A 25726-nucleotide genomic window follows, 5' to 3' on the forward strand; every position below is an offset into this window, starting at 1 on the left:
TGCCGCCGTCATTCCTCGTTCCTCCTCGCACTGGAGCCGGTCCATGAGGTCACACAGGCGTCCGCCGGTGAGCGGCGACGCGCGTCACTCCCCGTGGAGGCAATCGTGACGACGGGGACGGACACGCCTTCCGGAGCGACGGAGGCGCGGGGAGCGACCAGGACGACGGCGACCACGGGGACGGCCGCACGGACGGGCGCGCCGGGCCCCTTCGTACTCGGCGTGGACTCCGGCGGCTCCGGGCTGCGGGTGGCGCTGGGCAATATGGACGCGTCCGGCGCCCTGGGCACCGCGGTCTGCGGCGAGCCGGTGCGGACCGGTCCGGAAGGCATCGACGCGGGCCACCTTCTGGAGCAACTGCTGCCCGCCGCCCGCCACTTGCTGGAGGGGCAGGGCGCCCCCCACGGCTCCGGGATCGCCGCGGTGGCGATCGGCGCCGCCGGGATGACCACCCTCGGCGGGCAGTTGCGCGCCGAACTGCCCGCGGCCCTGGAACGCGCGCTCGGGGTGCGGCTGCTGGCTCTCGCCGCCGACGCGGTGACCGCGTACGCCGGCGCGGTGGGACAGCGTCCCGGCGCGGTCGTGGCGGCGGGCACGGGCCTGATCGCGCTGGGCACGGACCTGACGCGTTGGCACCGGGTCGACGGCTGGGGGCATCTGCTGGGCGACAGCGGCGGCGGCGCCTGGATCGGGCGGGCCGGTCTCGACGCCGCCATGCGCGCGTACGACGGCCGCCGCGGCGGGTCCGCCGCACTGCTGGCCCGGCTGGAGGCCGTGTTCGGGCCCGCGCCGGAGCTCCCGGGGCGGCTGTATCCGCGCACCGACCGGCCCGCCGTGCTGGCCTCGTTCGCGCCCGAGGTCGCCGCCTGCGCCGGTCACGACCCGGTCGCGGCGGGCATTCTTCGGGAGGCCGCCGGGCACATCGCGGCGGCGGCCGCGGCCGTCTGCCCGGCGACCGGAGCCGACGGCGGACCGTGCGAAGTGGCCCTGACGGGCGGCCTGTTCCGGATGGGCGATCCACTGCTCGTACCGCTGCGCGAGGAGCTGTCCCGGCAGGTTCCACAGGCCCGGGCGGTCCCCGGTTCGGGTGATCCGCTGACCGGCGCCCTGTCCATCGCACGGGCGGCGGCCGACGGGGATCTGCGGCTGCCCCGTCATCCGACGCTGCTGTGCGTACGCGGCGACGGGCCTGCGCAATGACCTCGGACCGGCACCGACAGAACGGGACGGTCGGCCGGTAAGCCTCCCATCGGATAAAAGCGGACAGATGGCGCCCGGCTGGGCCCTCCCCGAACGGGGAGGCACTCGAAGCCAGTAGCATGCGGCGCCATGAGCACCCCCACTGGGCCCGCTTCCGGCCTGCCTGTACGAATGCCGCGACCTCGCCAGTCCGGACGGCACCGCCGCCCGGAGCCCGTGGTCGCACCCGAGGGCGCCGCGGCGCTCGTTCTCGCCGTCCCCGGTGCCCCTTCCTCGGCCACGCGCAGCCTGGCCGAGGAAGTGATCAGCATCGCCCGTTCCGAGCTGCCCGGTCTGAACGCCCTGATCGGCTACCTCGACGGCGACGACGCCGAGTTCCCCACGCTCTCGTCCGTCCTCGCCCGGAACGCCGCCGAGCGCGTCGCGCGCGTCGAGCAGGCGCGGGCCGCGGGTCGCGAGGTCGCCGACCCCGAAGGCCCGTCGGCCGTGGTGGTGCCGCTGCTCGCGGGGCCGGACAGCGCGCTGATCAGGCAGATACGGCAGGCCGTGATGGACAGCGGCACGCAGGTGGAGCTGACGGACGTGCTCGGTCCGCACCCGCTGCTCGCGGAGGCGCTCCACGTCCGTCTGTCCGAGGCCGGCCTGGCCCGCGCCGACCGCGCGCGGCTGTTCACGGTGGCGACGGCGGCCGACGGCATCGTGCTGGCCACGGTGGGCGGAGAGGAGGCCGTGCAGGCGGCCGGGATCACCGGCATGCTGCTCGCCGCCCGGCTGGCGGTCCCGGTGATGGCCGCGGCGCTCGACGTGGACGGGTCCGTCGCGTCGGTGGCCGAGCAGCTGACGAGCTCGGGCTCGGCGCAGCTGGCGCTGGCCCCGTACCTCGTCGGCCCCGAGGTGCCCGAGGGTCTGCTCGACATCGCCGCGAAGGAGGCGGGCTGCGCGGCGGCGGAGCCGCTCGGCGCCTACCCGGCGATCGGCAAGCTCGTGCTGTCGATGTACATGTCCGCGCTCGGCATCACGCCGGCCGTGCCGCAGGGCGCCCCGGCACACTGAGCCGGGCCGTGCGCGCCGCCCGGCGGGGGCCGCCGTCCGTCCCCGACGGCCGGCCGGGTCCGGAGGAACCGGACCGGGCCGGCCGTCGTGGTGCTCGGGACGTGCCGGCGGCCGTCAGGCGAAGACCACGCAGGACGCGGCGGGGACGTCCAGCGAGCCCGCACGACGCGGGATGCCGGTCGTCGCGTCGACGGCGAACCAACTGACGTTCCCCGACCGCTCGTTGGCCGCGTACAGCCACCGCCCGGTGGGGTCGAGCGCGAGATCGCGCGGCCAGTGCCCGCCGCAGTCCACGGTCGTGACCGTCCTCGCCCTCTCACCGGCCGGGTCGAGGGCGAGGACGGAGATGCTGTCGTGGCCCCGGTTCGCGGTCCAGAGGAACCGGCCGTCGTGCGAGACGACCACCTCCGACGGGTAGGTCACCAGATCCTCGGCGCCCTCCTCCCCCTCGGGCAGCACGGCCGTCTCGGCGACCGGTTCCAGAACGCCCGCGGCGGCGTCCCACCTGCACACGGTGACGGTCGGTTCGAGTTCGTTGAGGACGTAGGCGTGGCCGCCGTCGGGGTGGAAGGCGAGGTGGCGCGGGCCCGTGCCCGGCCGCAGGACCGTCTCGCCGTGCAGACGCAGCGCGCCGGTCGCGGTGTCGAGGGCGCAGATCCGTACGGAGTCGGTTCCGAGGTCCACGCTGAGCACCCAGGCACCCGAGGGGTCGGGCAGCACCTGGTGCGCGTGCGGGGCCCGTTGGCGCTCGGAGTCCGGACCGCTGCCCTCGTGGCGGAGCACGGAGCCGACGGGGCCGACGGAGCCGTCCGGCCGCAGGGACAGGGCGGTCACGCTGCCGGAACCGTAGTTGGCGGTGAGCAGATGCCCGGCCGCGAGAGCCAGATGGGTCGGGCCCTCGCCCTCCACGGGCCGGAGTTCGCCGATCGGCCGCGGCACGTCGCCGGTGATGTCGAGGGCGGCCGCCGCGCCGTGCTCGGTCTCGCTGACCGCGTAGAGCACCCCGCCGCCCGGCCCGTCGCCGACGGCCAGGTACGAGGGATCGGGGACGGCGTCCGTCGCGCCCAGGAAGCTCGGTTCCCCGGTCCCGGCGTCCACGGCGACGGCGGTGATTCCCCGTCCGCCCGCCGAGGTGAACGATCCGATGTAGGCCCGCCCCGCGCCTTCGCCCGCCGCACCGTCTGTCACCGCACTGCCCCTCTCCGCCGACGGACCGCGGCCGTGCGTGCCGCCGCGGTCTCTCCGGAGCGACGGTAGCAGTCGGCCGGTCAAGGTCTGGACCAGGGCCGCGGCGGGTGGTACGGGCCCGGCCCGCCGTGTCACGCGCCGATCGGCGGCGCCCCCGGCGCGCTGCGCAGCGGCGCGGCGAGTTCGGCCAGGGCCCGCTCCAGGCCGTGCAGATGGGCGAGGGCGGGCTCGGCGACGGTGACGTGCGGCGGCACGCCGGGCACGTCCGCCCGCCGCGCCGGGTCCGGGGCGGTCAGTGCCTCGACGGACGCCTCGACACGCCAGCACGCGGCGGCGAGACGGGCGTCGTGGGACGCCTCCGGGTCGGCGGCGACGGAGGCCAGTCCGCGTACTTCCCGGGCGCACACGTCCAGGAGCGCGAGCACCTGCCGGGCCCTGGCCCGGCGGGCGCGCAGCGGGCTCAGCGGGTGCACCAGCGGCGCCACTGAGAGCCGGACCCGGCCGAGGAGCGCCTCCAGTTCGGCGATGCGCGGAGCGGGGTCGGCGGTCGCCGAGCCCGCCAGCCGCGCCGCGGCCTCCGCGGTGCAGGCGTGCACGCAGCGCAGGGCCCGCTGGATCCACGCGTCGGTGGTCGCGTGGGTGGTGACGGGCAGCACGAGGAGCACCGCGAGGGCGGCGGCGAGCGCCCCGGCGGCGGTCTCCGTGACCCGCAGCAGGAGCAGGGCGGGGTCGAGCACGCCGAGGAGTCCGTAGAGCGCCCCGGCCAGCAGGGTCACGGACAGCATCATCCAGGTGTAGGAGACCGCGGCGGTGTAGAAGATCCCGAAGACGCCGAGCGCGACGAGGAGGGCGCTGGGCACGGGCGCCCCCTGCAGCGGCACGACGACGGCCAGTCCGACGGGAACGCCGATCAGGGTGCCGAGGACCCGGCGGAAGCCGCGCACCAGGGTCTCGCCGCGCGAGGCGGTGTTGACGAAGACCCACCAGGTGGCGCCGACGGCCCAGTACCAGCGCTGTTCGGACAGGAGCAGGCCCGCCGCGAGCGCGACGGCGCCGCCGGCCACGGCCTGGACGGCCTGCCGGGTGGTCACCCTGGCCAGTCCCGTGCCGGTCGACGGAGCGGGTACGGGGGCGGTCGGCAGCCGTCGTTCGTAGCACCACAGCCCGAAGCGGACGGTCGAGGAGGCGAGGAGGGAGAGGGCGACGGCGGAGTACAGCTCGGGGAGCTGCTCCGGCAGCGTGTGGAGGAACTGCGTGGTGAAGAAGGCCATGAACGCGAAGACGCCCAGCGAGTGGCCGCGCGGCCCCCACCTGCGCGCGTACACCCCGAGGCCCATGACGGCGAGGAACGCGGCGCCCCGCGCGGTCGGGTGGTCGTGGAGCACGGCGGCGAGCGCGAGCACCGGGAAGCCCGCCACGGGCAGCAGCGCGGTGGTGAGGGCCTGGTCCCTGACCGTGGTGTCCAGCACGGTGAAGAGCGCGAGCAGCGCGGCGAGTCCGCCCGTGACCGCCGCGACGAGCGAATGTCCCGCCAGTCCGCAGAGGGTGACGGCGAGGCCGATGCCGAGGACGGCCCTGAGCGCTCCGCGCAGCCGCAGCCGGCCCGGGTCCGGGGAAACGAACATCCTCTTCAGCACGTGGCTCCCGATTCGTGCACCGGTTCCGCGCACCGGCATGAAAAAGGCGCCGCGGAGATCCGCAGCGCCATCGACGGGTACATCACAGCACCCCTGAAGACCTTGGCTCAACCGAAGGCTGATCCGCTGGGCCATTGGTCCAGTCGACGGCTGTCCGGCCGGGCCAGGGGTAGGCCAACGGACCGGAGGGCGACACGGAGGCCGGTGGACGGCTCGGGACCGGTCCCCGCGGGCACGGTCCGCCGTCAGGGGGTGCGCGGGGCGGGTTCCGCCGGGCCGGCGGGACCGTCGGCGGACCGTGCCGGGAGGATCGCCGTCACCTCGTACCCGCCGTCGGGCGTGGGTCCGGTGGCGAGTTCGCCGCCGAGCATCGCGGCGCGTTCCCGCATGCCGAGCAGGCCGTGGCCGGCGCCCGCCGGGGACGGGACGGCCCGTCGGGGCGCCGTGTTGGTGACCCGGACCGTGAGCCCGGACGGGCGATGGCCGATCTCGGCCCGCACCGCGGAGCCGGGTGCGTGCCGCATCGCGTTGCTGAGTGCCTCCTGCACGATGCGGAACGCCGACAGTTCGACACCCGCGGGGAGCGGCCGCCGCTCCCCGGAGACGGTGACGGTGACCGCCAGCCCGGCGCCGCGGGCGTTGCCGACCAGTTCGTCCAGCCGGTCGAGGGTGGGCTGCGGGGCGTGCCGGGCGGCCTCGGTCAGCGGCTCCTCGGAGCGCAGCACGCCGAGGACGCGGCGCAGTTCGGTGAGCGCGTCGACGGCGTTCCGGCGGATGGCCTCGGCGTTCTCCCTCAGCGCGTCGGAGGGGTTGTCGACCAGGTGCGGGACGACCTGCGCCTGGATGGAGACGACGGACATGTGGTGGGCGACCACGTCGTGCAGTTCGCGGGCGATCCGGTTCCGCTCCTCCAGGAGGGTGCGCCGCGCGCGTTCCTCCGCGGTGCGTTCCTCCTGGACGACCAGCCGGGTGCGGGCCACCCCGAGTCCGCCCAGCGCGGCGCCGACCACGACGGTGGTGACGAGGACCAGGAGCGCGAGGCGGAGGTCGCCGCCGCCGGGGCGTGGGATGCCCGCGCCGCAGACGAGTCCCGTCAGCACCGTGATCGTGAGCGCCTCGACGGCGATCCGGGGCCGTACCCGCAGCGCCAGCAGGAACAGCGACCCGGCCTGCTGGGCGGCGGAGGCCCCGTCCCAGGGGAAGGCCGGGCCGCCGGGGACGCCGGTCTCGGACACGCCGTTCGAGGAGAACACGTCGCTCTGGTGGGCGTGCGCGGCGAACGGGGTGACGGCGACCATGACGAGCAGGGACGTCCACCAGGCCGGGACCGGGCGGTAGAGCGCGACGACGAGCGACACCGACTGGGCCCCGGCGAAGAGGATGCCGAGCAGGATGCCCGTCCGGTAGTGGAAGGCGTACTGGTTCGTGGCGAGGACGAGCATGCCCACCGCGAGCAGCGTCAGCGGCACGGCGATCACCGGCCGCCATTCCAGCCAACGCGGCGCTCCCGCCCGCCCGTCCGGTTCCGCCCCGGACGTCAGGAGGTCCGCGCGCAGGGTGCGGGGCAGCGCCCGCAGCGTCCGCGGCAGCCCTCGCACGGCCCGCTCCCACGGCCTTCGCCCCGGGCGCCGCGTCGTCCCTCCCCGTCCCACCGTGTCCCCCCGATCCACGACGTGCACCTTACGCCCCGGGGACCCGGCGGGAGTCGTCGCGGCGCGGCCGGACGGGGCGCCCTTCCTGTACGACGGTGCTCCCGGTCCGTGACCGGCCCGTCTCGTAGCCGCGGAACGCCGCCAGGCAGATCAGCAGCGCCACGGCGAACGCGGGCAGCCAGGCCGGGCGGGCGAGCACCCAGCCGGGGGTGTCGGGCGGGGTGTGCAGGCCGGGCAGGGGGTCGTCCAGCAGCAGACCGGTGACGGTGACCGCGATCATCGCCGTCTGGTGCCACAGGAATATCGTCATCGCGGAGAGGTTCGTCACCGCCACCGCCGCCCAGACCGCCGGGCGGCGCAGCACCCTGCGCAACGGCGCGAGGAGCAGCAGGGCCGCTCCGCACTGGGCGAGGCCGAAGCAGACCGCGGCCAGGGTCGGCGGATCGAGGTTGGAGATCTCCTCGCCGGGCACGCCGACCATGGTCGGCGGGTAGCCGGCCCACAGCACGAGCGCGACGGCGGCAGCGGCTCCGCCGAGCAGCAGGGCCCATCCGGTACCGCGTCCGCGCAGTTCGCCCCGGGACCAGGCCGCGCCCAGGCAGTACGGCACCAGCCAGCCCGCCGCCACGTTGCCCCAGGCGTACGCGCCGGGCGCGTCCGAGCCGAACCGGTGGACGTCGGTGATCAGGACGACGGCGAAGGGCCAGAGCGGATGCAGTCGCGTCACCAGCGGGGTCACCGCCGTCAGCAGCGAGAAGACCGCCACGAACCAGAGCGGGGACCAGACGAGCCGGCAGAGCGCGAACACGGTGTCCTGGTCGGCGCCGAGGGCGAGCATCGCCGCCACCGCCACGGCCCACACGACCAGCACGACGACGACCGGCCGCAGCAGCCGGGACAGCCGCCCGCGCAGCCACTGCCCATGGCTCTCGCCGCGGGCGCGTGCGGAGGCGTGGCTCCGCGCGCCGACCAGCCCGCCGACCACGAAGAAGACGGCGAGGGTCTGGAACACCCAGGACAGCGGGGCGAGTCCGGGCATGGCGCGCAGGGGGCTCGCGCCGTGCAGGCTGCCGCTGTCGGAGACCAGCGCGGTCACCAGCCAGTGGCCGATGACCACGCCGAGGATGGCGAGGGCGCGCAGGGCGTCGACGGCGCGGTCGCGGTCGGCGGGGGTGGCGGCGTCGATCCGCCGGACGAGGTCACGCACGGCGGTCTCCCGCGGATGCCGCGGCCACGATCCCGGCGATGTTCCTCAGCGGTACGGAGCCGGGGCTGAGGTAGTCGCTGTGTCCGCCGTCGCCCGCTTCGAAGATCCGGGCGCCGAACGCGGGCGAGACCGGGTCGGTGCCGAATCCGATGTCCGTGAAGGGGAGCCGGAGCCTCAGGTGGGGCACGTCCGCGATCCAGTCGTCGCCGCCGCGGCCCGCCCAGACGGTGGCCGTGGTGCGCAGGTCGGCGGCCGTCGCGTAGCCGGTGCCGGGGCTTCCGTACAGGACGACGTCCTGTACGGGCAGTCCGTGCGCGGCCCTGGCGCAGACGACGGAGCCGTAGGAGTGGCACAGGAGGGCCGTCCCGGCCCCGGGCCTGAGTGCGCGCAGTTCGCGGACGAAGTCCCGGAGCGCGGGCGCCGCTTCGGCGGCCCGGCCCGGGGTGAGCGCGGCCGGGCTCACCGTGGCGGGGGTCCGGTAGCCGAGCCAGACGACGACGGCCGTCCCGTCGCCGAGTTCCTCGTGGAGGGCCGTTCCCCCGCCGCGCAACCGTCCGTAGTGGTCGAGGTCCATCCCCGCGCCGGGGACCAGTACGGCGATCCGCTCCGCGTGCGCCAGGTCGCCGAAGACCTCGGCACCGCGGCCGCCGTCGCGGCCGTCGAAGGAGAGGAAGCGGCGTCCGGGCTGCGCCATGGCGCGCAGCGCGGCGGCCCGTCCGCGGTCGCCGTGGGCGGCGGCGGCCCGCTCGGCCGCCCGGATGTCCGCGCGGGTCGCGGCGTAGCGTTCGGCCAGTGCCCCGGGGGTGGCGGTGCGCAACGGGTCCTGTGCGGCCGGGGCGGGTGCCGGTACGGCCGCGGGTCCGGCGGCTCCCGCGACGGGCACCGCGACCGAGGCGGCCACCAGTGCGGCGAGCAGGCCGCGACGCAGGCGGGAGGCGCGCGGTGGGGACGGCATGACGGTGTTTCCTTCCGTACCGGACGGCCGGGTCGCCATCGGGTACCGAAGCTAGGGACGCGGCCCCGTAGTCGGCATCACGCCGGGGCGTGAAGCTCTCCCGTAGCTCCGGAGGACTAGGGGTATGAGGGGGCCGCCCGGCCTCTCCCGGTCTGTCCGGCAAGGGCATTGACGGGTCATTGGTACAGTCGCAGCCGGATCGTCCCGCACAGGAGGCCGACGGAGCATGGCGGTGGACGCCCTCGACACCCGCATCCTGCGGCTGCTCATCGAGCAGCCGCGGACCAGCGTCCGTGAGTACGCGCGCATCCTCTCCGTCGCCCGGGGCACCCTCCAGGCCCGTATCGACCGGCTGGAACGGACCGGGGTGATCACCGGAACGGGGCCGGTCCTCTCGCCCGCCGCGCTGGGCCACCCGGTGCTCGCCTTCGTCCATCTGGAGGTCACCCAGGGGCATCTGGACGAGGTCGGTGCGGCTCTGGCCTCGGTGCCGGAGATCGTCGAGGCGTTCTCGACCACGGGCGGCGGCGATCTGCTGGCCCGGGTGGTGGCCCGCGACAACGAGCATCTGGAGGACGTGATCCAGCGGTTGATCCGGCTGCCCGGGGTGGTGCGGACACGGACCGAGGTGGTCCTGCGGGAGCGGGTGCCGCACCGGCTGCTGCCGCTGGTCGAGTCGGTGGGCCGCACGGCCGCGGCGGGCCCGGACGTGTCGGTGGGCCGGTCGCCCGGCAGGCGCTGACGCCGTATCGGGGGATCGCGGGGCTCCCCCCGACGGCGACGCCGGGTCCCGGAGACCCCCGGGTTCCGCAGGCCCGGTCGACCGGCGGACCGGAGGTCCACCGGTGCCGGGGCCCCGGCCGGGAGCACGGCCGGAGGACGTCGCAGGGCCGCCGTCGGCACGGCCACCGGCGCCTCACGAGCCGTCCGCGCGCCGAAACCCCCTGAAACACGGCGAATCCCCATGGGTCCGCGCGGACCGTACGGGTGGGAGCGGGGCGTGCCGTCGCGGTCCGGCGGCCCGATATCCTGATCACGCCGCGCGCCCCCCACCTCGCCCCGATCACGGTCAGGGCGCGCCGTGGCAGTCGGAGCGGCCCACAATTCGAGAATGGTGCACAGGTGCTGGTAGCTGGTCGGTACCGCTTGACGTCCCCCATCGGCCGTGGCGGCATGGGTGAGGTGTGGCGTGCCGAAGACGAAGTGCTCGGCCGCGCGGTGGCCGTGAAGCTGCTGCTGGGCGATCACGCGGACGAGTCCGCCACCGCCCGGTTCCGTCTGGAGGCCCAGACGGCGGCCCGCCTGAGCCACCCCCACCTGGTGGCCGTGTTCGACTTCGGGGCCTGGGAGGGCCGCTTCTTCCTCGTGATGGAGCTCGTCGAGGGCATCAGCCTGGGCGGTCTGCTCACGGCCGAGGAGCGGCTCGGCGCCGAGCGCGTCGCCCGGATCGCCGGCCAGGCGGCCGCGGGGCTGGCCGCGGCCCACCGGCAGGGCATCGTGCACCGCGACATCAAGCCCGGGAACCTGATGCTGGACGCCGAAGGCTCCGTCAAGATCGGCGACTTCGGCATCGCCCAGTTCGTCGACGACCCGTCGGCCGCGCTGACCACCACGGGGCAGATCGTCGGCACCAGCCTCTATCTCGCCCCCGAGCGGGCCCTGGGACGTACCGCCGAGGCGGCGTCCGACATGTACTCCCTCGGCTGCGTGATCTACCAACTGCTGCTGGGCGAGCCGCCGTTCCGCTCGGACACGGCGACCGCCACGCTCTACCAGCACGTCGACACGGCGCCCGTGCCGCTCAGGCAGCGGGGCGTCGACGTGCCCCCGGCCTTCGACTCCTACCTGCTCGGGCTGCTCGCCAAGCAGCCCGAGGACCGGCCCACCGCCCAGCAGGTCGCCGACTGGTTCCAGAGCGATGCGTGGCGGGGCCGGCCGGAGCCCATGCCGTTGTACGGGACGCCGCCCGCCGCGGCGCCGGGCGGCGTCCCGTACGCCTCGGCTCCCGCGCCCCGGTTCGACCCCGCCCCGGCGACGGGCGGCGCACCGGAGGCCCCGGGCCCGACGACGTACCGCATGCCGCAGACCGGGGGGCACCGGCGCCGACAGTCGGCCCCGCCCGCGCCCGCCCTGCGGCTCACCACCGCCCGGGCGGCGATCAGGCGTCGGCCCAGGGTGGCCAGCGCCATCGCCGGCACGGTCGCCTTCATCGCGGCCGTGTACCTGGGGATGAGCCTGTTCGCCCCCGACTCGGGCCCGGCGGACACCCCGGACAGCGGTCCCACCGCGAACACCGGGGCCCCCGATTCCCCGGCGCCCCCCGCCCGGGACGGCGGGGACGACGAGGGCGACGAACAGGACTGAGGGGCGCACCGCCGTACCGGCGCCGGGGCCGGCGATCCGGCCGGACCCGCTCCGACGCCTTGTCGGGGTACCGCGGACCGGGACGAACTCCGCGCGCTCCCGGGGCCGTTGTGCGAATCGGCCACGCGGCTTGACCAAACTTGCCAAGTCGCCCGGCGACCTCCGCGATTTATTGACGCGGCCATGACGACATGTGAGTGTTCGGTCGCTCGATCACGGACGACGGCGACGCGGGCGGCCGAGGCCGTGCCTTCGAACCGACGTCTGCCGTACGGCCGAACACCGCCGGTTCGAAGAGACGGCCGAAGCGGATTCGACACCGCGCGCCGCTGCCCGTGATCGGGGCCCCACCGACCCGAGGAGCCTCGATGAAACGCAGACCGTTGACGGCCGGGACCACCCTGGCCGTCCTCGCCGGAATGCTGGTCGTCAGCGGAGGCCGGCCGGCCTCCGCCGAACCCTCCCCGCCCGCCCCCACCGCCCGCGCCGCGATCCAGGCCGCGGTGTCGGCGGCCGACCGTGCCGCCGCCAGCGGTCTCGACACGCTGGCGAAGGGGCCGGACGAGCGCTACGAACGCCAGATGGTGACCCCCTGGGTCAAGGGCATGTACTCCGTCGCCTACCAGCGCACCTACCGCGGTCTGCCGGTCGTCGGCGGGGACGCCGTCGTGATGGCCGACTCCGAGGGCCGGGTGCGCGGCACGCAGTCGGCGCTCCCCCGGCGGATCGACGTACCGACCACGCCGACCGTCTCGGCCGCCACGGCCGAGACGGTCTCGCGCAAGCGGCTCACCGCCGTGGACCGGGTGGAATCGCACCGCCTGGTGGTGCGCGCCGCGGGCAGGGCCCCTCGCCTGGCCTGGGAGACGGTCCTCACCGGACGCACGGCCAAGGCGCCGAGCCGCCTGCACGTCTTCGTCGACGCGGGCAACGGCAAGGTGCTCGACAGCTACGACGACGTCAAGGCCGGTACCGGCAGCAGCCAGTGGAACGGCCCCAATCCGCTGACCATCGACACCACCGCGTCGGGCGGTGGCTACTCGCTGCGCGATCCGAACCGGACCGGCCTGAGCTGCGCCGACTACAGCACCGGCAGCGTCTTCAGCAAGTCGAGCGACTCCTGGGGCACCGGCAACGCCTCCAGCAAGGAAACCGGCTGCGTCGACGTCATGTGGGCGGCCCAGCACGAGTGGAACATGCTGCGGGACTGGCTCGGCCGCAACGGGCACGACGGCAACGGCCGCAGCTGGCCCGTCAAGGTCGGTCTGAACGACGTCAACGCCTACTGGGACGGCTCGTCGGTCTCCATCGGGCACAACAACGCCAACCAGTGGATCGGCGCGATGGACGTGGTGGGCCACGAGTTCGGCCACGGCATCGACCAGTACACACCCGGCGGCGCCAACAACGAGTCCGGTCTCGGCGAGGCCACCGGCGACATCATGGGCGCCCTCACCGAGGCGTACACCAACGAGCCGGCGCCGTACGACGATCCCGACTACACCGTCGGCGAGAAGATCAACCTGGTCGGCAACGGTCCGATCCGGATCATGTACAACCCCTCGCAGACCGGCGACCCGAACTGCTACAGCTCCTCGATACCCAACACCGAGGAGCACGCGGCGGCCGGTCCGCTCAACCACTGGTTCTACCTGCTCGCCGAGGGCTCCGGCCCGGGTGGCGGCAAGCCCGCCAGCCCGACGTGCAACGGCTCCTCGGTCACCGGTGTCGGCATCCAGAGCGCCGGCAAGGTCTTCTACGGCGGCATGCTGCTCAAGACGAGCGGGATGACCTACAAGCGCTACCGCACGGCCACCCTCACCGCCGCGAAGAACCTCGACGCGAGCTGCGTCCTGTTCGACCGCACCAAGGCGGCGTGGGACGCCGTCAGCGTGCCCGCGCAGAGCGGCGACCCGACCTGCACCTCCAACGGCAACGACGACTTCACGCTGTCCCTGGACCCGTCGTCCGGCTCCGTGAAGCCGGGCGCTTCGGTGACCGCCGCGGTGCGCACCACGGTCGGCTCGGGCAACGCGCAGACGGTGAAGCTGTCGGCGAGCGGTCTGCCGAGCGGCGTCACCGCCTCCTTCAGCCCGTCCTCGGTGCAGTCCGGGGCGTCCTCCACGATGACCGTGTCCGCGTCGTCGTCCGCCGCGCCGGGCGCGTACACGTTCACGGTGAAGGGTGACGGCTCCCAGAGCCACACCGCCCAGTACACCCTCACGGTCGACAACGGCGGCGGCAACCCGGGCGGCGGGGTGCCCGACATCGGCGTCGCCGCCGTGCAGGCGCACCTGACGCAGCTGAACACCATCGCCACCCAGAACGGCGGCAACCGCCGGGCGGGCAGCGCCGGTTACTCCGCGTCGGTGGCCTATGTGAAGGGCAAGCTGGAGGCGGCCGGTTACACCGTCACCGAGCAGACCTGCACCAGCTGCACCTACCGGGGCACCAACCTGATCGCCGACTGGCCGGGCGGCCCGTCCGACCAGACCGTCATGTTCGGCGCCCACCTGGACGGCGTCTCGGCCGGCCCCGGCATCAACGACAACGGTTCGGGTTCCGCCGCACTGCTGGAGAACGCGCTGGCCCTGGCCGGGGCGAACCCGACGATGACCAAGCACGTCCGCTTCGCCTGGTGGAACGGCGAGGAACAGGGGCTTCAGGGTTCGAAGTTCTACGTCGGACAGCTCACCTCCGCCCAGCGCGCCGCCATCAAGGCGTACTACAACTTCGACATGGTCGCCTCGACCAACGGCGGCTACTTCATCAACAACCTCACCTCCGCCGCGTCCGCGCCGATGAAGGAGTACTGGGACTCGCTGAACCTCGCCCCCGAGGAGAACGTCGAGGGCCAGGGCCGGTCCGACGACTACTCGTTCCAGCAGGGCGGCATCCCCACCTCGGGCTACGCCACGGGCGCGAGCGACACCAAGACCTCGGCACAGGCCGCCAAGTGGGGCGGCACGGCGGGCCGTTCCTACGACCCCTGCTACCACCAGTCCTGCGACACCACCGCCAACATCAACGCGACCGCGCTCGACCGGAGCGCCGACGGGATCGCCTACACGGTGTGGAAGACCTCCGTCGGCAGCACCGCGCCCGTCGACGACTTCTCCGTCGCGGTCCAGCCCGCCTCCGGCAGCGTCCAGCCGGGCGGATCCGTCACCGCGACCGTGAAGACCGCGACCACCAGCGGCTCCGCCCAGACGGTGAAGCTGACCGCCTCGGGCGCCCCGAGCGGGGTCACCGTCTCGTTCGAACCGGCCTCCGCGCAGTCGGGTTCCTCGTCCACCATGACCGTCTCCGCCGGGTCCCGGACCACGCCCGGCACCTACACCCTCACCGTGACCGGTACCGGCACGGCCACCCACACCACCACCTACTCGCTCGTCGTCGGCGGTGGCAGCGGCAGCTGCCAGGCGACCCAGGCCGTCACCAACGGCGGCTTCGAGAGCGGGGTCGCGCCGTGGAGCCAGACGGACGGTGTGATCAACAACCGGACGTCGGAGAAGCCCGCGCACAGCGGCTCGTACATGGCGTGGCTCGGCGGCTGGGGCTCGACGCACACCGACACCCTCACCCAGCCCCTGACGGTCCCGGCCGGCTGCTCGACGTACCAGCTGTCGTTCCACCTGCGCACCGACACCGCCGAGTCGGCGGGCTCCCCCGCGTACGACACGCTCACCGTCAAGCTGGGCACCAGGACGCTCGCCACGTACTCCAACGCGGACGCCACGAACTCCTACGTCCAGAAGACCTTCGACGTCGGCGCGTTCGCCGGACAGACGGTCACCCTCGGGTTCACCAGCAGTGAGGACGCCTACCTGCAGACCAGTTTCGTCGTCGACGACGTGACATTGAACGCGAGCTGACGAAGCCCGCACGGCACACCGGGCGGGGCGCGTGCGTACGCGCCCCGCCCTCACCGCTCAGCGGACCACGGCCGCCAGCCGACGGGTGAAGTCGTCGTTCTCCGCGCGGCCGGCGCGTCCGACGGCCAACCTGCCGAGCAGGCCCCGCAGTTCGTGCCCGAGCAGCGCCGATGCCATGCCCTCCGCGGTGTCCAGCACGGGCCGGGCGATGGCGATCGCCGCCTGCGGGTCGCGGGCGCAGGCATGGGCGTCGGCCATCCGCACCAGGAGCAGTGCCCGCGCCGAGCGCATACCCGACGGGAGCAGTTCCAGTGCGGCGCGGCTCGCCTCGACCGCGCGCAGCGCCAGCCGCCGCTCCCCGGTCGTGGCGGCCAGGTCCCGCAGCGCACCGGCGGCCCCGGACTCCACCCGCAGACGCACGGAGGCGACGGACAGCCAGGGCGCCTCCCCCTCGTCCTGCTCGCCGACCCGGTCCAACTGCGCCCGGGAGCGGTCGATATGCCCCAGGGCCTGCCGGACGTCGCCCCGCACCGCGTGCCCGCGCGCCAGGTAGACGTCGCTCATGGCGCCGGCCCAGTCCCGCCCGGCGGCGGCCTGCCGGACGGCGCCTCCGTAGGAGAGCGCGGAGGGCGCGTCGCCCTCCAGCCGCGCCAGGGTGCTCATGTCGCTGAGCGCGGCCACCTCCGTCCCGACGTGACCGGCCAGGTCCGCCCAGACCAGCGACCGGTCGAGCCAGGCCATCGCCGTCGCGTTGCGGCCCCGCAGCAGCCGCAGGCACCCGGCCGACTGCGCGTACTCGGCGGCCAGCGGCGCCAGTTGACGCTGGTACGGGGCGGCGGGCAGTGCCATCCAACGGAGCATGGCGTGCAGGGTGCGTTCGACCACGGCGGTCGCCCCGGGCCAGGCCCGTTCCTCGTCGGCGCGCAGACAGACCGCGAGCAGCGCCGTCAGGGCGTGCACGGTGTCCGCGTCCAGCGGCGGACGCGCGACGGCGGCCGGACCCAGCTCGCAGAAGGCCGCGTACAGCGCGACGGTGTCGGCCAGCGCGGGCACGGCGCAGCCGTCGCGGCCGTGCAGCGGGCACACCAGCCCGTAGGTGGGCAGTCGTGCGGGCAGGACGACGTCCGGCGGCAGCATCGAGAGCAGGTCGCCTCCCGCCGGTTCGCCGGGCAGCGGACCCGTGCGGGCACCGGTTGCCGGCCGGCGCGCCGAGGGCCCGTCCTCCGGGACGGTTCCCGGCCCCTCCGCCTCCGCGGCCTCGCAGGCGCCGAGGAGGTCGCCGCCCGCGGTCAGCAGGTCGTCCAGCCTGCGGGCGAGCGGCAGCGGCGTCTTGCGGGTGCCGTGCTCCAGCTTGCTGATGGCGGTGTGGTCGTATCCGACACGGGCACCGACCTGGGCCTGGGTGAGCCCGGCGCGCCTGCGCCACTGGCGCAGCCGGGTCCCGAAGACCAGCCACGCCTCGGCGGTGCGGGCATCCGGCGAGGGGCCCACGTACTCGGTCACGCGGTGCTCCGCGGAGCCGTGCGGGACGCCCCTCCCGTGCCATGTTCATGGCTCATGGCGGGAGAATAGCGAGCACGTGTGCGCGCTGTCCCCGGTGCGTCGGGAAGACGGCGCCGCCCCGCACGCCGCCCGGAAATCCACCCCGCCTGTGCACAACACCCGTGCTCCCCATGCCGGTTGGACCGGGCGGGGCCGCATGAAGAAGTGGCTCGCCGGGCATACGACCGGTAGTCCGAGTGGAGGTGGTGGCCGTGGGCCGCATCAGGATCGTCCGACGTCCGCAGCCGCCGTCACGGCCGCGCCCCCTCGACCTCCGGACCCCGTCAGGCCGGCCGTTGCCGTACTGAGTCCGCGCGGCGGGGCGCGGAGCGCGACGGGAGAAGAGCACCGGTGGTGCCCGGACCCCCTCGGCGTCTCCTCCGGATCGCGGGCCCCCCGTCTTCTTCTTCGGTGACCGCTTCCCCGCGCGTTCGGTGACCGCTTCGCCGCGCGCCGGGCGGCCGGGCCGGAAGTGCTCCGCCACCTCGCCGTGCGCACCTGCGCGGGCCCGCTGACGAGTGCCGTGCTCGCGCTGCTCGCCCGCGGTGCCGTCCTGGCCGGGGTGCTGGTGACCAGGCTGCCCCGTCCCGCCACGGGCGCGCTGCTCCGGCAGGCGCACGAGGAGACCCGGGATGTCCTCACCGAACCGAGGGGGGGTGGCCTGGCGGGTCCATCCGTCCGCGCTCGACGACCTGGGCCCGGTTCCGCGGCGGCCCTCCCTGATCGATGATGGGGCCCAGGGCCGCCGTCCTCGGTACGGCACCGGCCGACGCGGAATCAGGAAGAAGGGGTCCCATGCGGGAAGCGACACCGGACCGGTCTCCGTCGGACGAGGGGCCCGTTCGCGGTCCGGACGAGGAGGCCCAGGTCATCGTGGTCGGGGCGGGGCCCGCGGGCTCGTCGGCGGCTTCTCATCTCGCGCGGGCGGGGGTCGACGTCCTGCTACTGGAGAAGTCCGGTTTTCCCCGGGAGAAGGTGTGCGGGGACGGTCTGACGCCTCGCGCGGTGCACCAACTCATCCGGATGGGCGTCGACATCAAGGCTCCGGGGTGGACGCGTTCGCGCGGGATGCGCTGGGTGGCCGGGGACCACCGGGTGCACATCGACTGGCCGTCGCTCGGGCGCTACCCGGATTTCGGGCTGACCCGCAGCCGGCACGACTTCGACGACATCCTGGCCCGGCACGCCGTCGCCGCGGGGGCCCGGCTGCGCGCCGGGGTGAAGGTGACGGGGCCGTCGACCGACCGGGCCGGGCGCGTCACGGGCGTCACGGCCACCACGACCGCGACCAGGGAACCGCTGGCGTTCCGTGCGCCGATCGTGGTCGCCGCCGACGGCGCATCGGCCCGCCTGGCCATCGCCCTGGGACTGCGACGGGACGCGCGCAGGCAGATCGCGACGGCCGCCCGCCGCTACTACCGCAGCCCGGAACGCTCCCGTGAGGAGTACCTGGAGCTGTGGGCCGATCTGCGCTTCCCGGACAGCGACGACTACCTCCCGGGCTACGGCTGGATCTTCCCCATGGGCGACGGCCGGGTCAACGTCGGTCTGGGTGCCCTGCCCCACCGCAAGCACGGCTCGGCCGATCTGCGCGCGGCCCTGGACCGGTGGCTGGACCGCACCCCGGGCGCGTGGGGGCTGAGCGAGGAGAACGCCGAGGGCCCCGTGCGGAGCGCGGCGCTTCCGCTGGGCTTCAACCGTCATCCCCTCTACACCCGCGGGCTCCTCCTCGTCGGCGACTCCGGGGGCATGATCAGCCCCTGGAACGGTGAGGGCATCGGGCAGGCCATGGAGGCGGGAGAGGTCGCGGCCGAGACCGCCGCGCTCGCACTCGCCCTCCCCCCGGGACCCGGGAGGGAGCGGGTGCTGCGCGGCTATCCCGTGGAGATGAGCCGCCGCTGGGGGCGCTACTACCGCCTCGGCAACGCGGCCGCCGACCTCGTCTTCAGCCGGTCGGGGTTCCAGCCGGTACTCAACCGGTACGTGATGGGGTCGCCGTTCCTGCTGAACGCCCTCGCCCGGCTGCTGACGAACCTCACGGACCGGCCCTCGCGCGATCTCGTCGACCACCTGCTGAACGGTGTCGTACGCGTCGTGCCGGAACCGAGGATGCGGACCGGGCGCTGAGCCGGGGTGTGCGCCGCCGGGCGTCGTGCTGCCGCCCCCGGCCGGAGCCGGCTCCCGGAGCCGGCTCCCGGAGCCGCCGCCCGCGACGGCTGCCGTAGGACGTCGGCCGAGGAGCGACGGAACAGCCCTCAGGACCGGCGGCGGGGCCTTCCGCGCCTGCTGCCGCCCTTGGTGCCGCCGCCGGAGGTGCCGCGCCGGCCCTTCCCGGCCGTTCGGCCGGCCGACTTGCCGGCCGCCCTGCCCGCGCCGCCGGCCGAGGACTTGTGGCGCGCGTCGCCCGTGCGCGGACGCTCGTCCTTCGGCTGCGCCGGGGTCCGGGGACGGCCCCGCGTGCTGTTGACGGTCCGGCCTCGGACGATGCCGATGAAGTCGTCCACCAGGTCCGTCGTCCCGTCCTCCGGCCACGACAGCGCGACCCGCGACTGAGGGGCGTCGGTCACCGCCCGGTAGGTGAGGTCCTTGCGGTGGTGGAGGCGGGCGAGCGACTGCGGGACGACGAGGAGGCCCACACCTGCCGCCACGAGTTCGACGGCGTCCCCGGTCGTGGCGGGGCGCTCGCTCGCGGGACGTCCCGGCGGGCGCTCCCAGTCGAGGGTGTCGTCGAGCGGGTGCAGCACGATGTCGTCGGCGAGGTCCTCCGTGGAGACCTCGTCGGCCGCCGCGAAGACGTGGTCCTTCGGCACCACCACGACCGTCGTCTCCGTGTAGAGCGGGATCGCGCTGAGGCCCGTCCGGTCGGTCGGCAGCCGCAGCAGCCCGGCGTCGGCGCCGCCGTCCCGCAGCAGGCCGGCCGCCTCGGCGGCCGGCACCGCGACGAGCTCCAGCGGAACGTCGGGCAGCCGTTCGCGCCAGATCCGCACCCACTTGGCGGGCGTCACCCCCGGGGCATAGGCGAGCCGGAACACGGGGGCTTCTTCGGAGCTGGTCACCCCGCAAGGTTACCGGCCCTGGTCGGAGGCGGTGCGCACGCTCGATACCCTGGACACCATGACGTCGCACAAGACCGCCCAGACGATGAAGCCCGCGACCGCGGCGAAGAAGCTGGGCGTGTACCTCGAGGCCACCCCCGCCGCGTTCCGGGAGGGTGTCGTCTCACGCACCGAACTGAACGCGCTGCAGTCCGATCCGCCCGAGTGGCTGCGCGAGCTGCGACGCAACGGCCCGCACCCCCGTCCCGTGGTCGCGGCGAAGCTCGGGGTCTCCATCTCGGGTCTCGCCCGCGGCGGAATCACGGACGCGCTCACCACGGAGCAGATCGAGGAACTGAAGAAGGAGAACCCCGACTGGCTCCAGCGGGAGCGCACCACCCAGGCGGAGGTCCGGAAGGAAACGGTCCGCATCAAGGAGAAGCAGGCGCAGAAGGAGAAGCGCGCGGAGGACTCCGGACGGAGCGCCGACCCGCGCGACTGACTCCCGCGTGTCGCGACGGCCCCGGGGCCGTCGCGAGGGAGCATGCCACCCCCCAAGGGCCCATTTGGCATACCATCCCTCCATGACCCTTGCGACTCTGCTGAACGTCCGCCCCTGGGGCGCCGAGCCCGTGGACATCGTGATGTCCGGGGCCGCGATCGAGGCCGTGGTGCCCACGGGCCGGACGAGCGGCGACGGCGAACGCATCGACGGCGGCGGGCTCCTGGCGCTGCCCGGCTTCATCAACGCGCATGCCCATGTGGACAAGAGCTGGTGGGGGCAGCCCTGGGTCCCGTACGGCGGCGAGGCCACGACGCAGGGGCGTATCGCCCACGAACGCGCGACGCGCGACGGACTTGGTATCCCGAACGTGGCCTCGACCACCGCGGTGCTCCGCGAGTTCCTCCGGCACGGCACGACGGCGGTGCGCAGCCATGTGGACGTCGACCTCGGTGTCGGGCTGCGCGGGATCGAGACCGTTCGCGAGGCGGTGGACTCCCTCGGCGGTGCCATCGAGGTGGAGATCGTCGCGTTCCCGCAGGACGGCGTGGTCCGCCGTCCCGGGGTGCTGGATCTGCTCGACCGCGCGGCCTCGGCCGGAGCGACGAGCATCGGCGGCATCGACCCCGCGTCCATCGACCGTGATCCCGTGGCACAGCTCGACGGACTGTTCGCGGTCGCGGAGCGGCGTGGCGTGGGCCTCGACATCCATCTGCACGACGGCGGGGAACTCGGCGCGTTCCAGTTCGAGCTCATCATCGACCGCACCCGGCGCTCCGGGCTGCACGGCAGGGTGACGATCTCCCACGGCTTCGCCCTCGGGGAGCTCCCGGCGGAGCGCCGGGAGGACCTGCTCGACGGCTGCGCGGAGACCGGCATCGCCTGGACGACCGTGGCCCCGCCCCGTACCGCGCCGCTCCCCTGGCGCGGGATGCGGGAACGCGGTGTCCCGCTCGGTCTCGGCACCGACGGAATCCGTGATCTGTGGTCGCCGTTCGGCGACGGCGACCTGCTGCGCGTCGCCCTCGGCTTCGCGCGGCTCCACGGTCTGCGCACCGACGAGGACCTCGCCCACGCGGTGGAGCTGGCCTCCACCCGCGCGGCCGGGTTCGTCCACCGAGCGGTCCACGACCTCGTCGCGGGGGCACGCGCGGACATCGTCCTGGTCGACGCCGAGAACACGCAGGACGCCCTCGTCCGCGCGCCGCGCCGGCAGCTCGTGATCTCCGGCGGCCACGTGGTCGTGCGCGACGGCGAGTTGCGGGTCTGACGTTCCCGGCAGGGCGCGGGGCCCGGTCCCCGGGCGGCTCAGTACCCGCTCGGGCGCACCAGCCCCGTCTCGTAGGCGTGGATCGCGGCCTGGGTGCGGTCGCGCACGCCCAGCTTGGCCAGGATGCGGCTCACATGGGTCTTCACGGTCTGCTCCGCCACGACCAGACGCTCGGCGATCTCCGCGTTGGACAGGCCCTGCGCGATGAGGGCGAGGACCTCGGTCTCGCGTTCCGTGAGGTTGCCGCTGCGTGGCGTGAAGGGACCGCGGGGAGTGTCGGAGATCCGGGAGAACTCGGCGATGAGGCGCTTGGTGATGTTCGGCGAGAGCAGTGCCTCGCCGGCCGCCACCACCCGTACGGCATGGGCGAGTTCCGTGGCCGAGGCGTCCTTGAGCAGAAAGCCGGACGCTCCGGCGCGCAGCGCCTCGTACACGTACTCGTCGAGGTCGAAGGTGGTCAGGACGAGCACCCTGGTGGCGGACGACGACGCGGTGACGCGCCGGGTCGCCTCGATGCCGCCGACGCCGGGCATCCGTATGTCCATCAGTACGACGTCGGGGGCCAGTTCGGCGGCCTTGGCGACGGCGTCGGCGCCGTCCACGGCCTGCCCGACGACCTCGATGCCGGGTTCGGCGTCGAGCAGCACCGTGAAGCCCTGACGGACCATCACCTGGTCGTCGGCGATCAGCACACGGGTGGTCGTCACGGAGGGCCTCCAGAGGATCCGACGGTTCTGCGGGGAGCCGCCCGGGCGGCGTCACGATCATCCCGCAGTCCCGTTCCGGAGGACACCGGGGGCCGTGCCGCCGCGGGCCCCGGGCAACGCCGGGGCGGGGCGGGCACGGGCCGGGTCAGCTCTTGCGGAGATCCGGGGCCGGCACGCCGATGAGCAGCCGCCGGGGCGGCGACGCGGGAGGCGAGGAGGATTCCGGCCAGCACGATCAGGCCCGCGTACCACCGGTCCAGGTAGAAGATCTGGCCGATGTTGTCGCACAGCGCCCGGCCGGCGTCCGCGAGCGTCAGCTCGGTGAAGCCCGGGACGCGCAGGCTCGGACCGTCGGTGACCGGGGTCTTCGACAGTGCGGCCACCAGCACCCCGGCGACCAGGCAGTACGGGGCCGTCAGCACCGGGAGCCCGAGCGGTCCGAGCAGTCGTCCGGTCGCCGCGACGAGCACCGCGCAGGCCGCGCCGCCGAGCACGGCCAGCGCGGCCGTCTGCCAGGAGACGCCGAGCCGTACCGCCAGCGCGATTCCGGTCAGGCAGCCGCAGTAGCCCTGCAGTCCCGCGGCCAGTCCCCCGCGGTCGGCACCCAGAAGGGCCGCGGCGGCCGTGGACGAGGCCGTGCCGAGCAGCCCGTACACGCCGATCCGCCAGTCGCACACGAACAGCGCGACGACGAACAGCAGACCGGACCATGAATTCGAGAGGAGCGCCACCTGGGAAATGCCGCGCATCGGTATCCGTCCGGCGTGCGCCGGGGACCATTTCCCCGGCCGTGCCTTCTGTTCCGCCACGAGCATGCCTGCTCCTTCGAGGACATGGCGAATTCACCAAATCCCCGCCGTTCAGGAGGCTTTGGCTTGATCAACAATCCGTTGGGACGGTACGCCCGGAGGAGGCCGCCAACGAGGTGCGACGATTCGGCGCCGAGTGTGATCTTTCGAATACCGTGCGCCATAGGCCCGGTTGGGCGGCATCGGGATAGGGCTCGCCGGGGCGGGCGCCCCACCCATTCGCCCAGAATTCTTGGTCAGAGGTTGAACATTCCGTACCTGTCATTTGACCGAGGGCGACGGAACGATCCGCGTTCCGGATCCGTCGCGCGGCACGGAACACACGCAGAGCCTCGGCGCGCTCAGGGGGCGCTCGCGGAACGCCCGTGGAACATCGAGCGGATTCGGGGCTTCCGCATCCCTTTCGCCCGGCGTGCGCACACGCGTTCCGGCCGATGCCGCGGAAGCGATTCCGGCACAGGGGCGTTCTCCGACCACGGGCCGGGGTGTCCTTCGACCGTGGGCGACGGGGGCACGGGGGCACGGCACACCGTGCGGCGAGGCCGCGGTGCGTACGCGTACACTCCCGGTCCGGCGCCCCCGGGGGTACCGGACCGGGAGCGGGGCCCGCGGTGCCCGGAGCGGGCGACCGGGGCGGTCAGGGCTTGCGCGCCACTCCGGCGTACATGTTCGTCGTGGTGGCGGGCGGCTCCTCGCCTGCCGGAGGCCGCCACGAGGTCATCGGCACGACACCGGGTTCCACCAGATCCAATCCGGTGAACAGCCCCTCGACCTCCGCCCGGTCGCGCAGGTACATGGGGATGCCGCGCTCGGTGTACTCGCGCGCGAGGGCCTCCGACCCCGGCGCGAGATCGGCGGTGGCGAGCGTGACCGCCAGATGGCTTCCGGGCGCGAGCGGTTCCATCAGCGTCTCGACCAGGCCCTGTGCGTCCGCGACGAACTGGAGCATCGCGATGACCGTCACCGCGACCGGCCGCGTCAGGTCGAGGGTCCGGTGGAGGACCGGGTCGGCCAGGAGGGTGCCGGGGGCGTTCATGTCGCTCTGGATGTACGCGGTTCGGCCCTCGGGGGTGCTGCGCATCAGCGCGTCGGCGTGTGCGAGGACGACCGGGTCGTTGTCGACGTAGACGATCCGCGCCTCGGGGGCCACGCCCTGCACGACCTGGTGCAGGTTGGGTTCGGTCGGGATGCCGGTGCCGATGTCGAGGAACTGGCGCATCCCGGCCTCCGTCGCCAGCCAGTGCGCCATGCGGCGCATCGCCGCCCGGTTCGCCAGCATGCTCGTGCGCAGACCGGGCCAGGCCCTCAACGAGGCCTCGGCCGCCAGGCGGTCCACCTCGTAGTGGTCCTTGCCGCCCAGAATGCAGTCGTACACCCGTGCCGAATGGGCCCGGCCGCCGACCCGTTCGGTCTCCCGCTGGTTCATGCTCCACCGCCTGGTTCGTCGTCGTTCTCCGCGCCCGGGTCGGCGCGGCGGGCGCGGCCCGCGCAGGTGCGGGCCGCGCGTGTGCGTCGGTCGCGACCCGGGACTCACGAATAGAAGTTGCGCTGCCACCGGTGCCGGGCCAGCACGGCGTGCTGCTCCGCGGTGAGCGAACGCCCGTCGCTCACGGCCGTGTTGCGCTCGACGTTGCGCACGCTGCGCATGCCGGGGATGACGGTGGAGACCTCGGGCGAACTCAGCACGAACCGCAGGGCGTACTCCGCGATCCCGTCCGTCGGGACACCGAGGTCGGCGGCGATCGCGGCCACGCGCCGTTCGACCTGTGCCGGGCGGTCGTCGCGGAAGTACCGCCCGCGCCAGTCCCCTTCGGGGAACGTCGTGCCCGCGGTGATGCGACCGGTCAGACCGCCCTCGTCGAGCGGCACCCGGACGATCACGCCGACGCCGTGCTCCGCGCAGGCCGGCAGCAGTTCGTCGGCCGGTGCCTGGTCGAAGACGTTGTAGATGACCTGCACGCTGTCCACGGCGCCACTGCGTACGAGCGCGAGCGCGCTGTCGGGCCGGTGGTCGTTGACGGAGACGCCGAACAGGCGGATCTTTCCCTCCTGTTTGAGCGCGCCGATCGTCTCCAGCCAGTCGCCGCGGCCGACCCAGTCGTCGCTCCAGACGTGGAACTGCAGGACGTCGAAGTGGTCCAGCCCGGATACGCGCAGACTGGTCTCCAGGCTCTCGCGGATGTGCTCGCCCGGGAACGTCTCGGCCGGGTCGATGCCCTCGGGTGCCGGCCACATCCGGTTCTTCGGCGGCACCTTGGTGGCGACGAGAACCTCGTCGTCGGACCGTTCGCGCACGACCCGGCCCACGATCCGTTCGCTCTCGCCGTAACCCCGGGCCGTGTCCACGAAATTGACGCCGAGTTCGACGGCGCGGTGCAGGGCGCGCACGGACTCGCTCTCCGTGGCCCCCACCCAGGCGGACTCGCCGATGCCCCAGGCGCCGTAACCGATCTCGGACACCGAAAGCCCACTGCGTCCCAGCGCGCGACAGCGCACAGTCGTCCTCCTCGTCGTCATCCCCTTCCCGGCGGCGCCGTCGCGCTCGCCGGGCAATCCCCCTCGACGATAAGCGACTTGGGGCGGATGTGACGGGTGGGTTTCGCGAAGACCGCCGGCGCGACGCCGCTCGACGGCCCGGGGGTCGACGACGTCGCCGACGGCCCCTACGCCCGGGACCGCGCTCGCGGGAGGAACCGGAATCCTGACCGCCGCCGCGTGCGAAGGCGGTCT

General features: G+C 74.1%; 19 protein-coding genes. 8 read left to right on the top strand and 11 right to left on the bottom strand.

Annotated features, from left to right (window positions below):
* Positions 1–222 precede the first annotated feature (222 nt).
* A complete protein-coding gene (locus AB0E67_RS21565; protein WP_362029359.1) occupies positions 223–1200 on the top strand; it encodes a BadF/BadG/BcrA/BcrD ATPase family protein in 978 nt (325 codons plus the stop codon).
* Positions 1201–1329: 129 nt separating this feature from the next.
* Positions 1330–2253 carry a hypothetical protein gene (locus AB0E67_RS21570; RefSeq protein ID WP_362029118.1) on the top strand — a complete coding sequence of 308 codons (924 nt, stop codon included), beginning with the start codon at positions 1330–1332 and terminating at the stop codon, positions 2251–2253.
* A gap of 114 nt (positions 2254–2367) precedes the next feature.
* On the opposite strand, the gene AB0E67_RS21575 is transcribed toward AB0E67_RS21570, so the two are convergent.
* The 5 genes from AB0E67_RS21575 to AB0E67_RS21595 form a co-directional block, all read right to left on the bottom strand.
* Entirely contained in the window at positions 2368–3441 is a 1074-nt protein-coding gene (locus tag AB0E67_RS21575; protein ID WP_362029121.1) for a lactonase family protein, read from the bottom strand.
* Positions 3442–3572: 131 nt separating this feature from the next.
* Positions 3573–5078: an FUSC family protein gene (locus tag AB0E67_RS21580; protein WP_362029124.1), complete on the bottom strand. Its 1506-nt coding sequence runs from the start codon at positions 5076–5078 to the stop codon at positions 3573–3575.
* A gap of 245 nt (positions 5079–5323) precedes the next feature.
* Positions 5324–6676, bottom strand: coding sequence for a sensor histidine kinase (locus tag AB0E67_RS21585; protein ID WP_362029127.1), 1353 nt, complete (start codon positions 6674–6676; stop codon positions 5324–5326).
* Between the two features lie 82 nt (positions 6677–6758).
* On the bottom strand, positions 6759–7937 hold the full coding sequence (locus AB0E67_RS21590; protein ID WP_362029130.1) for an acyltransferase: 1179 nt from the start codon (positions 7935–7937) through the stop codon (positions 6759–6761).
* A complete protein-coding gene (locus AB0E67_RS21595; RefSeq protein ID WP_362029132.1) occupies positions 7930–8892 on the bottom strand; it encodes an alpha/beta hydrolase in 963 nt (320 codons plus the stop codon). Before AB0E67_RS21595 ends, AB0E67_RS21590 begins: the two co-directional genes overlap by 8 nt.
* Positions 8893–9118: 226 nt before the next feature.
* On the opposite strand from AB0E67_RS21595, the gene AB0E67_RS21600 reads away from it, so the two are divergent.
* From AB0E67_RS21600 to AB0E67_RS21610, 3 genes are all read left to right on the top strand, one after another.
* Positions 9119–9634: an Lrp/AsnC family transcriptional regulator gene (locus AB0E67_RS21600; protein WP_362029134.1), complete on the top strand. Its 516-nt coding sequence runs from the start codon at positions 9119–9121 to the stop codon at positions 9632–9634.
* Positions 9635–10065: 431 nt separating this feature from the next.
* On the top strand, positions 10066–11256 hold the full coding sequence (locus tag AB0E67_RS21605; RefSeq protein WP_362029362.1) for a protein kinase: 1191 nt from the start codon (positions 10066–10068) through the stop codon (positions 11254–11256).
* A 368-nt stretch (positions 11257–11624) separates the two neighbouring features.
* Positions 11625–15131: a M28 family peptidase gene (locus tag AB0E67_RS21610; protein ID WP_362029136.1), complete on the top strand. Its 3507-nt coding sequence runs from the start codon at positions 11625–11627 to the stop codon at positions 15129–15131.
* 57 nt (positions 15132–15188) lie between these two features.
* On the opposite strand, the gene AB0E67_RS21615 is transcribed toward AB0E67_RS21610, so the two are convergent.
* On the bottom strand, positions 15189–16634 hold the full coding sequence (locus tag AB0E67_RS21615) for a helix-turn-helix transcriptional regulator (RefSeq protein ID WP_362029139.1): 1446 nt from the start codon (positions 16632–16634) through the stop codon (positions 15189–15191).
* A gap of 834 nt (positions 16635–17468) precedes the next feature.
* On the opposite strand from AB0E67_RS21615, the gene AB0E67_RS21620 reads away from it, so the two are divergent.
* Positions 17469–18800: a geranylgeranyl reductase family protein gene (locus AB0E67_RS21620; protein ID WP_362029142.1), complete on the top strand. Its 1332-nt coding sequence runs from the start codon at positions 17469–17471 to the stop codon at positions 18798–18800.
* Between the two features lie 128 nt (positions 18801–18928).
* Here AB0E67_RS21620 and AB0E67_RS21625 read toward each other — a convergent pair whose 3' ends face one another.
* Positions 18929–19729 (bottom strand): LysR family substrate-binding domain-containing protein, encoded by an 801-nt coding sequence (locus tag AB0E67_RS21625; protein WP_362029144.1) that lies wholly within the window; start codon positions 19727–19729, stop codon positions 18929–18931.
* Positions 19730–19787: 58 nt separating this feature from the next.
* Here AB0E67_RS21625 and AB0E67_RS21630 point away from each other — a divergent pair, with 58 nt between their 5' ends.
* Both AB0E67_RS21630 and AB0E67_RS21635 read left to right on the top strand, forming a co-directional pair.
* Complete coding sequence (locus tag AB0E67_RS21630; RefSeq protein ID WP_362029147.1) at positions 19788–20210, top strand: DUF5997 family protein; 423 nt, start codon at positions 19788–19790, stop codon at positions 20208–20210.
* Between the two features lie 82 nt (positions 20211–20292).
* On the top strand, positions 20293–21480 hold the full coding sequence (locus AB0E67_RS21635) for an amidohydrolase (protein WP_362029149.1): 1188 nt from the start codon (positions 20293–20295) through the stop codon (positions 21478–21480).
* A 38-nt stretch (positions 21481–21518) separates the two neighbouring features.
* Here AB0E67_RS21635 and AB0E67_RS21640 read toward each other — a convergent pair whose 3' ends face one another.
* The 4 genes from AB0E67_RS21640 to AB0E67_RS21655 form a co-directional block, all read right to left on the bottom strand.
* On the bottom strand, positions 21519–22187 hold the full coding sequence (locus AB0E67_RS21640; RefSeq protein ID WP_362029152.1) for a response regulator transcription factor: 669 nt from the start codon (positions 22185–22187) through the stop codon (positions 21519–21521).
* A complete protein-coding gene (locus AB0E67_RS21645) occupies positions 22184–23002 on the bottom strand; it encodes an urea transporter (RefSeq protein ID WP_362029154.1) in 819 nt (272 codons plus the stop codon). Before AB0E67_RS21645 ends, AB0E67_RS21640 begins: the two co-directional genes overlap by 4 nt.
* A 631-nt stretch (positions 23003–23633) precedes the next feature.
* Positions 23634–24422: an SAM-dependent methyltransferase gene (locus AB0E67_RS21650; RefSeq protein WP_362029156.1), complete on the bottom strand. Its 789-nt coding sequence runs from the start codon at positions 24420–24422 to the stop codon at positions 23634–23636.
* 104 nt (positions 24423–24526) lie between these two features.
* On the bottom strand, positions 24527–25492 hold the full coding sequence (locus tag AB0E67_RS21655; protein ID WP_362029159.1) for an aldo/keto reductase: 966 nt from the start codon (positions 25490–25492) through the stop codon (positions 24527–24529).
* Between the last annotated feature and the right edge of the window lie 234 nt (positions 25493–25726).

This window comes from Streptomyces sp. NPDC032161 (assembly GCF_040636995.1).
Classification (GTDB): domain Bacteria; phylum Actinomycetota; class Actinomycetes; order Streptomycetales; family Streptomycetaceae; genus Streptomyces.

Bases quoted from the DNA above. Each gene is read 5' to 3' on its own strand.
- AB0E67_RS21645 (WP_362029154.1), bottom strand. From the start codon at position 23,002: ATGCTCGTGGCGGAACAGAAGGCACGGCCGGGGAAATGGTCCCCGGCG.
- AB0E67_RS21570 (WP_362029118.1), top strand. From the start codon at position 1,330: ATGAGCACCCCCACTGGGCCCGCTTCCGGCCTGCCTGTACGAATGCCG.
- AB0E67_RS21605 (WP_362029362.1), top strand. From the start codon at position 10,066: ATGGGTGAGGTGTGGCGTGCCGAAGACGAAGTGCTCGGCCGCGCGGTG.
- AB0E67_RS21635 (WP_362029149.1), top strand. From the start codon at position 20,293: ATGACCCTTGCGACTCTGCTGAACGTCCGCCCCTGGGGCGCCGAGCCC.
- AB0E67_RS21595 (WP_362029132.1), bottom strand. From the start codon at position 8,892: ATGCCGTCCCCACCGCGCGCCTCCCGCCTGCGTCGCGGCCTGCTCGCC.
- AB0E67_RS21610 (WP_362029136.1), top strand. From the start codon at position 11,625: ATGAAACGCAGACCGTTGACGGCCGGGACCACCCTGGCCGTCCTCGCC.
- AB0E67_RS21620 (WP_362029142.1), top strand. From the start codon at position 17,469: ATGCGGGAAGCGACACCGGACCGGTCTCCGTCGGACGAGGGGCCCGTT.
- AB0E67_RS21600 (WP_362029134.1), top strand. From the start codon at position 9,119: ATGGCGGTGGACGCCCTCGACACCCGCATCCTGCGGCTGCTCATCGAG.
- AB0E67_RS21650 (WP_362029156.1), bottom strand. From the start codon at position 24,422: ATGAACCAGCGGGAGACCGAACGGGTCGGCGGCCGGGCCCATTCGGCA.
- AB0E67_RS21630 (WP_362029147.1), top strand. From the start codon at position 19,788: ATGACGTCGCACAAGACCGCCCAGACGATGAAGCCCGCGACCGCGGCG.